Below are 15,025 nucleotides of genomic sequence, written 5' to 3' on the forward strand. Positions count from 1 at the left end.
TACGAATTGCTCGTTCACGGATTTCAGGTGAGTATCTTATCGATTTATTCATAGCTCCATTCTCTCAAGAAATGGAGTCTCCGATAAACCCGGGGCGGTTCAAACCAGGCAATGCTGGATGCAATGGTTGAAGCACATGCACGAGGTAATCAAGTTGTAGGGCTGTGTTTGGGCACTTACGTGCTTGCGTATGCAGGTTTACTGAAAAACCATAAGGCGGCTACGCATTGGGAGTTTGAACAGGATTTCATAAATCGTTTTCCTGATGTAGAACTCGACTGTAATGCGCTATATGTTGATGATGATCGTTTGATTACTTCGGCAGGGACAGCAGCCGGTCTCGACTGTTGTTTATATCTAGTTCGTCAGCGTTACGGCAGTGTAATTGCTAATAGATTGGCTAGACGTATGGTGATTCCTCCTTATAGAGAAGGCGGTCAGGCACAGTTTATTGAACGTCCCGTACCTGTTTCAACACAGGATGCCAGAATCAATAGGCTTCTGGATTATTTGAGAAATAATCCAAATAAAATGCACGGTTTGGATGAACTTGCTCGTTATAGCATGATGAGCCGACGCACCTTCACCCGGCAATTTTACAAAGCAACGGGAATGTCAGTGGGAGAATGGCTATTAATTGAGCGTCTTCAGCGAAGCCAGGAATTGTTAGAATCTATTTCTTTAGCAATAGATACTATTGCAGAGCAAGTTGGATTTCAATCTACTGTTTCCCTGCGTCAACATTTCAAACATAGATTTAATGTGACACCTAGTGAATGGCGAAAAACCTTCCAAGGTAAGCATCCACGCTTGGCATCCGCCGAGATAGCCTAAGAATCTTTGTTATTGCTGTATTAATTTTACTGCGGAGAACTATTCATGGCAGTGTATGCAGATGAGGTCGTTATTCCTTATGATCGTGATCTGGGGCCGGCGCTTTTCGATCATTATGGCATCGCACACTAAAAAAGAATATGGTTAAAATCCAATGCACTATCCGATGCAAGCCATACTGTTTTAAACGGAAAGACTTTAAGTATTGCGAGGCGGATGTTATTTAAATCGAAAATTAACATCCAGCAAATCGAATGAATTATTTTTTTAGGATCTCAGGAAGTTAAGCACTTACTAAAGTGTAAAGTGCGCTCACTTACTGAGATGGCTTCCTTTTTATAAAGCAGCATACGAAATATCATACCCACCGGCGAGTCGATTTCAAATATCTGGCATAGTCATTACCAAATTTAGCCAATAGGGCATTTTCTTCCGGAATAATCTGAAATCGATTTAAATACACAACAAACAGCGGTAACAACAAAACAGACAAGACATTTGCTAAAAATACGCCCCATGCCGCAAGCATCAACAAAAATCCGGCATACATGGGATTTCGGCTCAATCTATAGACACCGGTGGTGACTATAGAAGTGGCCAATCCAGGAGTCAATGGATTTGCTGTTGTTTTTGCTGAAATGAATTCAATGGCAGCGACAATGATCAATGCAAGACCCATTATCCATAATGCCCCTGCCCCCCACTCCTTGCCCGGAATTTGAATCACCGCCCAAGGACTCATCGATGAAACAAACCACATGACTACTGCAAACAAAAGAACCAATATAGCCGGTGGAATTTTAAGTTCAAGACGATACATAAAATGAAGCAATATCCCTAGAAGATTCTGATTAAATAAAGTTAATTGGTATTTTGAAATACGCAATCCCATTTTTTTCGGCTGGTGGTAATTTTCCGGCTCTGATGTTTACCTGTATCGAAGGCAATAACAAAGCGGGCATTTTTAATTGTCCAACTGCAAGCGGCCCTGACAGATTCATCATCATATTCAGGCGATTGTAAATAATGGATTTAACCCCACTGCTGCTATTTCTGCCAAATCATTTACACTAATTTGACGAGTAACAAACAGCTTCTCATCCAGTTTTGTTGTAACAATGCTCATTTCCTTCTTCTTCCATAAGGATTGATTTTAAATCACCCAAGCGAGTTTAAACAGCAAATCCGCACCCAATACTAATGATGCTTACATCCGCACCCAGGTGCGTGTACATGATTTACCTGATCAGTTTTTGGCTGCAGCGAACGCATTGCCAGATCCCGGCCATGCGCCATGTTGCCATGCATCGCAGGGGCGGAAAGAATCACTTTTTCTGCCGTACTCCCGCATGCCGAACAATCCGGGCTGAGCGTGTTGATTGAATGGCGTACTTCAAATTGGAGCTTGCACTGTGCACACAAGTAATCATAAGTTGGCATCTGGAATCCTTATTCATTACATTAATGGCATTCTTCAGAAACGTTAAGACGTGGCCACTGGCTATGCCAAGTGGTCACGCTATTAGATTTTTTCTCTTAAACTTAGCTCCAACGAGGCGGTTGTTTTTCTTTGACGCCGAATTGCGCAGAAATGACATCGGTTCTGGCCCGCTTTTCAGTGTCTCGTGTCGGCGCTCTCAGCCGGCGCGTTTCAACTTCCCAGATCCAGCCGCTGATGACTACATCTTTGGGAATGAGCGGATGATTTTTGAATGCTTCGATGGTCTTCATGCAGGTTTCGTCCACGTCATCCATCATTCCGATCCACTTGGCGAATGCGCCTTTCTCCAGCTTCTGCTCCGGCAGCGTTGGATCCAACGCGATATTGTCCGGATCGATTCCCTTATCGCGTAGCATTTTTTCCAGATCGGCTGCATTCGCCGACAGCATGCCACACTGCGTATGCTGAACGATAACGATTTCCTTGGTGCCAAAGAAATTGCAGGTCAGCATCGCCGAGCGAATGGCATCGTCAGTAACGATTCCTCCGGCATTACGGAAGCAATGCGCATCGCCATGACCCGCCGGGGTGTCTACGTGAATACCGAGCGCTTCGTCTATCGGTAAGCGTTCGTCCATACAAGCCAGCACCCACAACTTCCGGTTATTATGCCCACCCGCTCCATGACGGCGACGTTGTGCCCAGTGATCGTATGCGGCTAAACGTGTATCCAGCTCATCCTTGAGAGTTTTCATTTTGAGTCTCCTCGGTAATAGGTTGAAATTTAAAACTCCTTGAAAGGATCTACTTTCTTAGTAAAACCTAAAGGGATTCCTAGGGGTATTTAACCCGTGCACTTGGTTATTCTCAGATGCAATAAAACTATAGGCAAATACCATGCCACTAAGATAAAAATAATATTTGATTTTAATTACAATAAGTTAAATTTTACTTGTTGCTAGGCTAGTGAAGCTATGCTTCAATGAATGAAATTTCACTTCACACATCACCCATAATCTATGAACAACAATCCTCTTTCTGAGTTAACACCGATCTTTTTTCTGCAAACCTTTATTCTTGAACTGATGCATGCCAGCGAACAACAGGGACAAAAGCATTGTGAAGAGCTGATTGAGCATATAGCCCAAACCGCAGGGTGTTTTTTTGAAGAAACTTATCGAGAAAATACTCATAAAAATAAACAGCTCGACAATGAAAGCTATACCGAACTGATACTCGGCATCAAAAACAATATCGGTGGTAAATTTTCATTGGTTTCCAGTAATCAGGACTGTATTACGGTTACCAATTCCCGCTGTCCTTTCGGCGAACAAGTTACCAACTTTCCTGAATTATGTAGAATGACTTCCAGCGTATTTGGGGGTATTGCAGCCAGAAACTTTGGTTACGCCAAAGTTGAAATCAAAAAAAGCATAGCCCTCCAGGATGGCAAGTGTGACGTATGCATTTACACCAATCCACATGCAGCAAAAGGACATGCTGGAATGGAATATACCGATTCTACGCCAGTCAAGGAAATTAACGACATCAATGAATTACACTGCAAGATTGAGACCAGCATGCAACGGCTTTGGCACAAGCAAAGCAAGCAACTATCAAAAAAACAACAGCCCCCTGCAATCGTAGCGAAATCACCAATGATGCAGAAAATACTGCAATCAATCGAGGTTATTGCACCCACTATGGCAACGGTTCTGATTCAGGGCCAAACAGGTGTAGGTAAAGAGCTTATAGCACGCGCCATACATGCAATGAGCGATCGCTACCATAAGCCATTCATCGCCATTAACTGTGGCGCGATTCCGGAAAGCCTGATTGAAAGCAGCTTATTCGGGCATGAAAAAGGCGCTTTTACAGGAGCAATCGAAATACACCAAGGCTATTTTGAGCGAGCCGAAGGCGGTACTTTGTTTCTGGATGAAGTCGACTCATTGTCGCCAGCAGCACAAACCAGATTGCTTCGTGTAATCCAGGAAGGAGAGCTGGAGAGGGTTGGCGGCAAGCAAACCTTGGCTGTTGATGTAAGGATCATTTCAGCAACCAATCAGAATCTGGAAGGTCTTGTTAAACAGGATCTGTTCCGCAATGACCTATACTACCGCATCAATGTAGTGCGCTTAAGCATTCCCCCCTTGGCCGAACGACCGGAGGATTTACCTTATCTTGTGCAATTGGTCATTCAGCGATTGAACAAGCGGTATAACAAGCAGGTCGAATCAGTAAGTCGTGAGGTTATGCAGAAAATCCGCGCTTATCATTGGCCGGGCAATGTTCGTGAGTTAGAAAATATCCTTGAGCGCAGCATCTTGTATGTTAGTGGCAAAGAAATGACTGAACTGGATTTAGAGCTTCCAACTAAAACAAAAAATATTAGTGAATGGAAAGACGAAAAAGAATATGCTCTTACCAAAATTGAAAAATCATTCCTTGAAACAGCTTTGAAACAACATCACGGAAATATAAAGAGAGTCTCTGAAAACATGGGAATTACATCACGCGCAGTTTACACTAAGCTAAAAAAGCACAATATTAGCTTGGCAGATTTCCGTGCTGTTGATTGAAAACTGTGATGTGTGCAGAGATGCAGAACAATCAATAGCATCATAATAATTTAGCTTTCAACTACAGCAAACAAAGAACAGGCTGACACTTTTCTCCGCCTTGCTTTCCGAACTCCATCCAACTATGATCGGACAGGGCTAAAGCGCGGGGTACTCAGTGAAAGCCTATGATGGTAGTATTTGTTTCGAGTTTAATTCAGTTTTATCTATATTTATTGTTTTGATAGTTCGTTGTTCCCCGTAACTAGTTTTGTCTTGCTACCTGTTAACAAGTTGGGTGGCGGACCTATCGGCTCAAAATCTTTCAGCAAGGGAATATCATCCTTATAAACCCAGCGGATATCCGTGTCGAAAGTACCTTGCGGCCCCCAACTGCCAGTGAATTTCTTGCCATCCGGGGTAAAAGTCCAACACATGTCCTCACCGTCAGTATTGATGGAATCACCGAGATTGATTGGCTCTTGCCATTCACCATTTGCGTTTTGATGTGAAATCCACATATCATGCCCGCCACGGGAACCCAGATCAGTCCGCATACTGGTGATGACTAAGCTTTTTCCATCTTTTGACAACCCGGTCCAGTGCATGTGATCACGCTGCGGAGAGTTAATTTTCGATCCCAGGCTTACCGGTTTTTGCCATACTCCATTTTTCTTCTCGACTTTCCAGATATCACTTTCTTGTGTTACCCCTGGCTGGCTATAGTTGAAATAAATCAGGCTGTCAGAAACAATAATCGGACAGTGTTCCTCACCGGTCGGCGTATTGATGCTGGGAAGCTCCGGCACATCATTCCAGTTCCTGGCCGATTGCCATACGCCATCTACTTTTTGAACGACGTATAAATCACCCGACAATAAATTACCGGGTTCATATCTTGTAAAATAGATGACATTTCCATCATCGGAAAAACTCGGTTCCAGTTCCCAGGCTGACGTATTAATATTTGGCCCGACGGCAGGATCAATATCAGATCCTAAATGAATGGACGGTTGCCAGACACCATCTACATTGTGAGACATCCATATATCGAAGTTGTACGGGTTACCGGATGATTCCACGCTACCTTCACGGGTCGACACAAAAATTGCAGTTTTGCCGTCTGCGCTATAAGTAATCTCGATTTCTGAACCAGGCGAATTGATCGGCTCACCCATGCTTTTTGATATGCGCGGCAACTCCGAGGCACTTCCGTGGCCGGCTCCATGCATACCTGGCATTGCATGAGAAACATCATACGCTAACGACAATACAAGCGATGCAAAGCCAAGTTTTGCAGTAATCAGTTTACTTCTCATCATGATTGTTCCCCCTTAAAATAATAGACCCAGATTTAATGTGACGATCCCGAAAATCTTTCCAATCACCGGCAAAGCACATAATTCCTATTTATGTCAGTCAAAGATCAATTAGCGCTTTCTTTATTGCTTAGTTAATTTTAATTGTTGCGTTTCTGGTTTCTGATTTGCTTAAATTGCATTCTTATATACTCCTCTATCAGTATTTGATGGAGTTTATTATGAATATACTGCTGGAGAATGGCAGTGACCCACGGGACATTTCTCGCAACATTTGGGCCAGAAAAGCATTCAATTGACCTACAATCTTCCAAACGAAATAGCCAATAGAGACAGTATAGCCTACGTCACATAAAATTATTCAATTTCAAAGAGTTGCTCAACGGTTTGTTTTTGTTGTTTTCTGATTGCTTTGGCTTGTGTGATTGCATTTTGAATATCCCGCCTTTTGTGAAAGGTCGCGTTATCCATAACCACGGCTGATGCTGGCGGGAGCTTTGGTAACAGATCGTGTACGTCCAGCCGAAAAAAATATCTGCATCAATATGGCTTATGAACAATCCCAGCGTCAAAAGACATTTGCCGATCAACGCACCGATCACATTGACGCGACCTCCGGCATGCCAATGGGTGCGTACCCATGTGTTTGTGGCATATCGTGAGCAAAACCGCTTTCGTCAATATAGACGATGACACGGTTTTGAGCTTTGCCAAACCATAGTCCGGTGGCAAATCACGCCAGGGTGCACCTGGTGCGTATGATCCAGAAAACGGCATTGATAATCTTTTGCTATGCCGTCCAAGCGCCTGCGCGGCCAGGCAAATCGGGTTCGAGCAATGTCCATGCTTTATCTGAAATATCATGTCTACGATGGGAATGTGTCATATGAGATCCTTTTTGTTTTCAACAGAATCTCATTTTTTATCTCATGACTACACTATCCAAAATGACACGGAAACTGCAAAGGGAAATGTTAGCTGGTTGATATATCAAATATAGCCACGAGTTCGAATCCTGCCTTCGCCGGTTAAGTCAGAGTTATTGCAAAATCACTCCCCCTCCCAAACATACCTGACTCTCATAAATAACAACGGATTGTCCCGGTGTGATTGCCCACTGATTTTGTGCAAATTCTACCTGGCAGTATTCATGCGACAAACTTGTAATGGTGCAAGGCGCATCAATTTGACGATAGCGCGTTTTTGCAGCATAAACCCAATTGCAATGTGGCTGTGTGTCATCGATCCATGATAAATCGATTGCCTTCAGAGAAGGGCGAAATAAATCCGGATGATTATGACCTTGAACAACAATCAAGACATTTCTGATCATATCTTTGGCAGCCACAAACCACGGTTCATCGCCACCATTCCGAATACCTCCAATTCCTAATCCCTGTCGTTGCCCTATGGTGTAATACATTAATCCAATATGCTCACCAATAACCTTTCCATCAGTTGTCCGGATTTCTCCAGGCTCATGGGGAAGATAACGGTTAAGAAACTCACGAAACGGGCGCTCGCCAATAAAGCATATGCCCGTACTGTCTTTTTTAGAGGAATTGGGCAGCTTCAACTCCATGGCTATTTTACGTACTTCGCGCTTATAGAAATGACCGATTGGAAAGAGCGATTTAGCAAGCTGTGCTTGATTCAGTCGATATAAAAAATAACTTTGATCCTTGTTTCCATCTTCACCTTTTAATAATTGAAAAACACTGCCAGCTTTACGCACCCGGGCATAATGACCTGTTGCAATATAATCGGCCCCCAGTTTATTGGCATGATCCAGAAATGCTTTGAATTTGATCTCGGCATTGCACAGCACATCAGGGTTCGGAGTACGCCCGGCTTGATATTCTGCAAGAAACTGTGAAAATACCCGTTCTTTGTATTCGATTGAGAAATTGACTATTTCGATCGGAATATCAATAACATCAGCCACTGATACTGCATCGATAAAATCCTGACGCGAAGAACAATATTCGTCAGTATCATCATCCTCCCAATTCTTCATAAATAATCCTACAACATCATAGCCTTGCTGCTTCAACAAATATGCGGCCACGGATGAATCGACACCACCAGACATACCGACGATTACACGATATTTTTTCATCGCCTTAGGCTTCATAGTGCATCAATAATTCAAGCGGATAGCGCTTACCGGCAATATGATCATGGATACATTGCATAACCAGGGGGCTGCGATGACGATGAATCATTTGACCCGCTTCATCAGAATCAAGCCAAAATGCTCGCAGAATACCTGTATCGAGTTTCCGCTCAGGGTCGTGATGCGTGACGCGTCCACCAAACGCAAACCGGATATAAACAGTGTCCGCATGCTGTGAATACCACTGATATATGCCCAACAAATATTCAGGCTCGAAGGTATATGCAGTTTCTTCCAATGTCTCGCGGATTGCTCCTTGGATGATGGATTCTCCCGGATCCAAATGCCCCGCGGGTTGATTCAGAAACAATCCGCTATCCGCTTCCGGTTCTTCCTCTACCAGTAAATATTTGCCATTTTGTTCAACAACAACTGCAACTGTTACATTAGGTTTCCAAATCATGATTTCCCAAGTAATAAAAATAAAATGCCATTCAGCAAATCACCGCATAACTATGCGTTAATCTATTACCGCATATTATCGCACTGGAGCATCAGGTTTTGTTACGATAAATAAAGATCCTTAGGCATTCTCAATACCATTCATAACGTACTAAGATAATTTATTGCAACAATTGATTTTGAATAGCGCTTAAAATGGTTAAAAGTTATGTGAAAATTATTACTTCTCTAACTTTCTATCCAATATTACAGCTAATGTGGCTTGGTTTTTATTTCTGGATCATTCTTGCTTGCGCCGCGAATATTCAGAATAGCTAAAGCAATCTGCAGGACTATGAGGGCATAAGCATGGGCATACCAGCTCCAAATCACCCAGAGAAAGTTACTAAAAAGTGAACACCAAAAACCGATCATGCGCCTACGTCTGTTTTGAGACGTAATGAGCCAAACGCCCAATACCGTAACAATCATCGCAGGCCACTGCAGTTGATGTAGATAATTCATAAGAACCTTACGAAACTCTGTTTGTACAAGTGCTATACAATTGATGCTGCGTCAATGGATTTGAACAATCCATGAGTGTGAACAAGGAAATGCATTAGCATAAAAAGACAGTGATTAAGCAAAAAACACTGTCTTTTTATGCTATTAAACAAATAGATTATTTTGCAGCTTGCTTAAAATGCTCTATAGCATCCGACGCAGCTTTTTTAGCTGCATCCGCTTCACCATCCTTACCTTCATTAACAGCTTCATCTAATGACTTAATGCCTTCGCCCAGATGGTTAAGATCAATTTGGCGATCTTTATCGTTTTTTGCGGCATTCGCATGTTTCTTTGCTTCCATTGCATGTTTGGCAACAGTCTTTCCATCGGCTGATTTAGCCGCGGTTTCAGCATGCTGAATGGCGTGATCCAAATGGCTTGCACCCGCTAACACACTCAACGAAAAAAAAGCCATTATAATGAAGCTTGTAAGTAACGTAATAGTTTTCATAGAATTTTAACTCCCGTGATAAAAAATATTTAGAGCTAAGTGTTGATAAAAACAACAAACCTGTCTCTCATCACTTAATTCTGATGCTGATGATAGAAGCAGGAAACAAAACAATCTGTACGATACCCAACATTGGAAAAATACTTTAAAACTTGAAAATACCGGAAAAAACCATATGTTATTATCAGTTTTGTATCAGCGCAGTGTGATATCAATAGCATTTGTTCAAATAAATGTTATACGGAGGATGATAGCGATGATCAAAGAACTTTCTTTTGATGATAATGATGACGATGACGGATTTTATCCCGTCAACGGTTTGGATGGTGAAGAGGATGCAGTAGCCAATAGCAAAATTCCATCCAGTCATTTAGCACAAATTATTGATGAATTTGAGGCTGACAAAGATGACTTTGAAGATAACGAATTCGAAGCTGTCAGAAAAGATTTTGCTGACAGAGACGACAATGAGGATGACATTACGCTTGATTCGTTAGGGTTGCGATAGTCTGCTATCACCCCTGCCGACCGTGCACACTACATAGTTCGTGGCGGTACCGTTCTTCAGTCAAGCTTTATGCGATATCGTGCTTAAACGTTTTGTTGTGTGCGTTACTTCATTTCGTGCAAAGTTTCTTTATTTTTGAACAAAGAACAAGACTGAATTCAACGCCTGATTTATTCGTTTTAAAAAATTAAACTGTTTTTGGTGTATATTTACCAACTGGCACACATATTGTGTAGCAGTTTATTTTGTAATTACTATAACGCTACATAATAAGTTTTATGTATTATCACCAAACGTTCTTTATTTACTGTACAAACCTTTATGAGAAAACAAGCCATTATCCGCGGCTCTCATTAAACAAAATACAAGGAGAAGCATCATGAATAAATTAAAAGCCTTAACCATAGCCATTACCATGGGTACAGTTTGTTACGGAGGAAACGCATTGGCTTTCGATAAATCTTTTCATCCCAACCATCAATTTGTGGATCAAAACAGCATCGGACCCAATTTTGAGACTGGCTATATTTTAGACAAAGAGAAAGCCGAGCAAACCAAAACGGCAGAGGAAGAGATGCAACTTCCTTCGGAGGTAGTTCCAAGTGATCCCACGCCCAAGAACTCAAATATCCCTGATGGGGCAGAGCGCAGATTAATTCCGTCCATATAGAGCGGATTCGTGCCACTGATTATTTCTGCAGTGCGAAGCAAATCTCTTCCAGCAAGTTTCTGTAAGAGATTTGTTTTTTAATTCTCCATCTTTTCACTCCCAGCGACGAAAACCACCCGCAAACTTTGCCGGGTCATCGGCGCACACATTCCCAAAGCTTTTGTAGCCGTTTAACAGATACCGGATAGGGCGTTTTTAGTTCTTGCGCAAACAAGGAAATACGCAACTCTTCGATCTGCCAGCGGAATTCGCTTAGATTTTTATCTGCGCGCTCAATTTCCTGATATTTCTCCAAGTGTTGCACATATTGTTGCCAAAGTGCATTGACTTCGCGGCTATTGTGCTCATCACGCGCCGGATTTGCGGACAATTTATCAATCCGCAACCCCATGCCTTTCAGATAACGTGGAATGTGCAGAATATTGCTCCAGGGTGTATTGCTGACAAATCCAGGATAAATCAGATTTTCAAGCTGCACGTTCAATTCGTTTTTTACTTTATCGATCCGGATTCGGGTGAATTTTTGTAACAGGGTTTGATACTCGCGACCTATCTGCTGCAACAGCCCGGCCAGAGTAATGGAAATTTCCGGAAAGCGACTCTTGGCGCGCTGTTGTTGTACAATAAATTCTGATTCTGTCCGTGGCAATGGATCATCGCCCAGCAATGCGCGATCTATGATGGCCGTCAGCATATCCTGTTTCAGGTCACCCGGATTGATCCGGGTTGTCAACTGCATGCTGATTTCCCTTAATCCCGGCAAACTCTTTTCCAATTGCTTAAGTTGATCTTTCAGCGCCAAACATAACAATCGTCGAATACCGGAGCGCATCGCAATTTCCGCCGCTTCGCGCGTATCAAACAATCGAATGGCAACACTATCGGCACGATCAATCAACGCCGGATAACCTGTCAATTGTTGACCCTTGCGCATAAATAATATTTCATCGGGCAAATCGCCAAAATCCCATTGCGTTATCTGTTCACGCTCAATAGAAATTTTCTCGCTTTCGTCGTTACGCTTCACAAAGGTCATTTGCGCCGCTTCACCAAGCCGCTTCTGTAATTCTTTGAGATCACGGCTCATGGCCAACTCTTGCCCGGCATCATCGATTACGCGAATATTCATCAGCAGATGTGTTGGAATATCGCTGATTTGCCAAACCCCGGGAGGAACGGTCAATGTGGTTTCCGTTAACACGAATTTCGCTAAGGCCTCCTGTAATGTGAGCACATGCAAAGCGATTGACTGACGTTGCAGAAATTTCGTCACTGATTCCGGAAGTGGCACAAGAATACGGCGGATATTTTTCGGCAATGCTTTCAAATGCCAGGTAATCTTTTCGCGAATTAAACCGGGTACCAGATAATCCAACTGTTTGCCGTCCAGCCGGTTTAACAAGGGTAATGACACAGAGACGGTAACACCATCCAATATATGGCCCGGTTCAAAGCGATAGGCCAATGGCAGCACGCTACCATCCGGCGCAGTCATGCACTCAGGAAATTGCACCTCGGTCACATGATCGGCTTGATGGCGCATGAGTAATTCCCGCTTCAAATAAAGCAGCTGTGCATCCTGCTGCTCGGCTTGCTTGCGCCATTTTTCAAATCCGGCACCGTTGATTACTTCTTGCGGAATAATGGCATCGAAAAAGGCATAAATCTCCTGCTCATCAACCAGTACGTCTTGCCTGCGGGTTTTGTGCTCCAATTCTTCAATTTCTTGAATCAATGCCTGATTATGGTGAAAGAAAGATGCCTGCGTAATATATTCACCGGCCACTAACGCCGAACGGATGAAAATCTCACGCGCTTCCCGTGGATTAATGACACCATAATGTACCGGCCGTTTGGGAACAATAATCAAGCCATATAGCGTGACCTGCTCAAAGGCCACGACCTGTGCGCGTTTCTTTTCCCAGTGCGGATCAAAATATTGCCGCTTGCACAAACTACCGCCAATTCTCTCCAACCAGGCCGGATCAATTTTTGCCGCGCAGCGCGCATATAACTTACTGGTCTCGACCAATTCCGCAGCAACGACCCATTTGGTTTTGCCTTTTCTCAACACTGATCCAGGAAAAATAGCAAACTTGATGCCGCGCGCTCCGAGATACTCGTTATCTTTCCCGGTTCTAAAGCCGATATTACCGAGCAATCCGGCAAGCAGCGCACGATGAATTTCATCATAACCCGCGGGTATTTCGTTGGGTCTGAAACCAAACTCCGTCAACAATACATGCAATTGGCCATGAATCTCGCGCCACTCACGCAAACGCCGATAGGATAAAAAATTTTCCCGGCAATGGGCGATCAGTTTGCGGGTGGATTTTTTATGCTTTAATAATTCATCAAAAAAATCCCAAAGCTTGAGATACGCCAGAAAATCTGAGCGCTCGTCTTGAAAACGCCGATGCGCCTCATCAGCCGCCACTTGCTGTTCAAACGGCCTATCCCGTGGATCTTGCAGGCTTAATGCCGAAGTAATGATCAGTATTTCGCGTAAGCAATTTTCATGCTTGGCCGCTAAAATCATACGCGCGATCTTGGGATCAATCGGGAATTTAGCCAAACGCCAACCAATCGCGGTCAGCTGTCTTTTTTCATCGACTGCACCCAGTTCCGCCAGTAATTGATACCCATCGGCAATCATGCGTGGCGCAGGCGCTTCGAGAAACGGAAAACTTTCCACATCGCCAATTTTCAGCGATTTCATGCGCAGAATTACGGCTGCCAGCGAAGAGCGCAGAATTTCCGGATCCGTATAGGGCTTACGTGCTTGATAGTCCTGCTCGGAATATAAACGAATACAAACACCATTGGCCACCCGGCCGCAGCGCCCCGCCCTTTGATCAGCCGACGCACGGGAAATTTTCTCGACCAGCAATTGCTCTACTTTATTGCGATAGCTATAGCGATTTACCCGCGCCCACCCGCTATCGATCACGTAATGAATGCCTGGAACCGTCAATGAAGTTTCAGCCACATTGGTTGCCAGCACGATGCGGCGGCGATTGCTATTCAATTGAAAAACCCGCTCCTGCTCGGCGAACGATAAGCGTGCAAATAAAGGTAAGATTTCTATTCCCCTGCGCAAACGTTCAAAGTGATGTTTACGCAACGTTTCCGCCGTCTCACGGATTTCGCGCTCGCCCGGAAGAAAAATCAGAATATCACCCGACCCCAATGCCATCAATTCATCAACCGCATGAATGATGCCACGCTGCATATCGCTCTCTTCCGCATCATCGGTGTGCAACGGGCGGTATAACATCTCCACCGGATACAGGCGCCCGGTCACTTCAATGACAGGCGCATCATTAAAATGCTGCGAAAAGCGTTGCGCATCGATCGTAGCGGAAGTGACGATAACCTTGAGATCGGGTCTCTGGAGCAATAATTGCTTGATAAACCCAAGCAGAAAATCGATATTCAGACTGCGCTCATGCGCCTCATCGATGATCAGCGTATCGTATGCCTGCAACAGCGGATCACCTTGCGTCTCCGCCAGCAGAATCCCGTCGGTCATCAATTTGATATAACTATCCGGGCTGATCCTGTCCGAAAAACGCACCTTGTAGCCGACCGCCTGACCCAACGGCCTATCCAGCTCAGCCGCGATACGCGCCGCCACTGTCCTGGCCGCGATGCGGCGCGGCTGCGTATGCCCGATCAAACCATGCACACCGCGTTTGAGTTCCAGGCAGATTTTGGGAATCTGCGTGGTTTTGCCCGAACCGGTTTCGCCGCAGATGATCACCATCTGATGATGCTCAATCGCCTGCTTGATTTCCTCGCGGCGCGCATTCACCGGCAGATCGCCGGCATAGGCCGGGTTAGGAAGCTGCGCAAGCCGCTTTGCGATGACTCCGGGAGCGAATTTTTTCATAATAATGTTGCTGAAGCGGCAACATTGCGCTCAACCGCAAGATATGTCAAAAATGCCTCGACTTCCGGCCCACCTGAATCCTTTGGATGACGCTTGCCATGAAACAAAATAAAACACCTCGCCCAATCAACGCAGGAATCCTCGGTACGAATGGAATAATGTCTGACACGAATACACTCATGTACTTGATCCAGTAATTCAGGTGATTTATTCATCCGTATTTTT

The 15,025-nt window shown here is 44.1% G+C and carries 14 protein-coding genes and 1 pseudogene; 5 read left to right on the plus strand and 10 right to left on the minus strand.

Annotation, left to right across the window (positions count from 1 at the left end):
- The first annotated feature begins 111 nt into the window (after window positions 1–111).
- A complete protein-coding gene (locus C4S39_RS12710; protein WP_258039442.1) occupies window positions 112–834 on the plus strand; it encodes a GlxA family transcriptional regulator in 723 nt (240 codons plus the stop codon).
- 358 nt (window positions 835–1,192) lie between these two features.
- On the opposite strand, the gene C4S39_RS12715 is transcribed toward C4S39_RS12710, so the two are convergent.
- The 3 genes from C4S39_RS12715 to C4S39_RS12730 form a co-directional block, all read right to left on the minus strand.
- The gene (locus tag C4S39_RS12715) at window positions 1,193–1,726 is read right to left on the minus strand and encodes a methyltransferase family protein (RefSeq protein ID WP_103967346.1); all 534 of its coding nucleotides are present in this window, start codon (window positions 1,724–1,726) and stop codon (window positions 1,193–1,195) included.
- 305 nt (window positions 1,727–2,031) lie between these two features.
- Window positions 2,032–2,274 carry an FmdB family zinc ribbon protein gene (locus tag C4S39_RS12725; RefSeq protein WP_103967347.1) on the minus strand — a complete coding sequence of 81 codons (243 nt, stop codon included), beginning with the start codon at window positions 2,272–2,274 and terminating at the stop codon, window positions 2,032–2,034.
- A 102-nt stretch (window positions 2,275–2,376) separates the two neighbouring features.
- Window positions 2,377–3,030 carry a beta-class carbonic anhydrase gene (locus C4S39_RS12730; protein WP_103967348.1) on the minus strand — a complete coding sequence of 218 codons (654 nt, stop codon included), beginning with the start codon at window positions 3,028–3,030 and terminating at the stop codon, window positions 2,377–2,379.
- A gap of 264 nt (window positions 3,031–3,294) precedes the next feature.
- Here C4S39_RS12730 and C4S39_RS12735 point away from each other — a divergent pair, with 264 nt between their 5' ends.
- Entirely contained in the window at window positions 3,295–4,857 is a 1,563-nt protein-coding gene (locus C4S39_RS12735; protein ID WP_103967349.1) for a sigma 54-interacting transcriptional regulator, read from the plus strand.
- 212 nt (window positions 4,858–5,069) lie between these two features.
- Here the strand turns inward: C4S39_RS12735 and C4S39_RS12740 are convergent, their stop codons facing one another.
- The gene (locus C4S39_RS12740) at window positions 5,070–6,158 is read right to left on the minus strand and encodes a hypothetical protein (RefSeq protein WP_258039443.1); all 1,089 of its coding nucleotides are present in this window, start codon (window positions 6,156–6,158) and stop codon (window positions 5,070–5,072) included.
- 549 nt (window positions 6,159–6,707) lie between these two features.
- On the opposite strand from C4S39_RS12740, the gene C4S39_RS15380 reads away from it, so the two are divergent.
- A complete protein-coding gene (locus C4S39_RS15380) occupies window positions 6,708–6,848 on the plus strand; it encodes a hypothetical protein (protein ID WP_181023824.1) in 141 nt (46 codons plus the stop codon).
- A gap of 21 nt (window positions 6,849–6,869) precedes the next feature.
- On the opposite strand, the pseudogene C4S39_RS12750 reads toward C4S39_RS15380, so the two are convergent.
- The 4 genes and pseudogenes from C4S39_RS12750 to smbP all read right to left on the minus strand — a co-directional run.
- Window positions 6,870–7,041 (minus strand): annotated as a pseudogene (locus tag C4S39_RS12750) (transposase); the annotation flags it as partial.
- A gap of 153 nt (window positions 7,042–7,194) precedes the next feature.
- A complete protein-coding gene (mnmA, locus tag C4S39_RS12755) occupies window positions 7,195–8,274 on the minus strand; it encodes a tRNA 2-thiouridine(34) synthase MnmA (protein ID WP_103967377.1) in 1,080 nt (359 codons plus the stop codon).
- A 4-nt stretch (window positions 8,275–8,278) separates the two neighbouring features.
- Complete coding sequence (locus C4S39_RS12760; protein WP_103967350.1) at window positions 8,279–8,734, minus strand: NUDIX hydrolase; 456 nt, start codon at window positions 8,732–8,734, stop codon at window positions 8,279–8,281.
- A gap of 660 nt (window positions 8,735–9,394) precedes the next feature.
- Window positions 9,395–9,730, minus strand: coding sequence for a small metal-binding protein SmbP (gene smbP, locus C4S39_RS12770; RefSeq protein ID WP_103967352.1), 336 nt, complete (start codon window positions 9,728–9,730; stop codon window positions 9,395–9,397).
- Window positions 9,731–9,986: 256 nt separating this feature from the next.
- On the opposite strand from smbP, the gene C4S39_RS12775 reads away from it, so the two are divergent.
- A complete protein-coding gene (locus C4S39_RS12775; protein WP_103967378.1) occupies window positions 9,987–10,238 on the plus strand; it encodes a hypothetical protein in 252 nt (83 codons plus the stop codon).
- A gap of 379 nt (window positions 10,239–10,617) precedes the next feature.
- Entirely contained in the window at window positions 10,618–10,908 is a 291-nt protein-coding gene (locus C4S39_RS12780) for a hypothetical protein (RefSeq protein ID WP_103967353.1), read from the plus strand.
- A gap of 133 nt (window positions 10,909–11,041) precedes the next feature.
- Here the strand turns inward: C4S39_RS12780 and hrpA are convergent, their stop codons facing one another.
- Window positions 11,042–14,800: an ATP-dependent RNA helicase HrpA gene (hrpA, locus tag C4S39_RS12785; RefSeq protein WP_103967354.1), complete on the minus strand. Its 3,759-nt coding sequence runs from the start codon at window positions 14,798–14,800 to the stop codon at window positions 11,042–11,044.
- Window positions 14,797–15,015: a phage integrase N-terminal SAM-like domain-containing protein gene (locus C4S39_RS12790; protein ID WP_103967355.1), complete on the minus strand. Its 219-nt coding sequence runs from the start codon at window positions 15,013–15,015 to the stop codon at window positions 14,797–14,799. Before C4S39_RS12790 ends, hrpA begins: the two co-directional genes overlap by 4 nt.
- Window positions 15,016–15,025: the final 10 nt, after the last annotated feature.

Source organism: Nitrosomonas ureae (assembly GCF_900108305.1).
Lineage (GTDB): Bacteria > Pseudomonadota > Gammaproteobacteria > Burkholderiales > Nitrosomonadaceae > Nitrosomonas > Nitrosomonas ureae_B.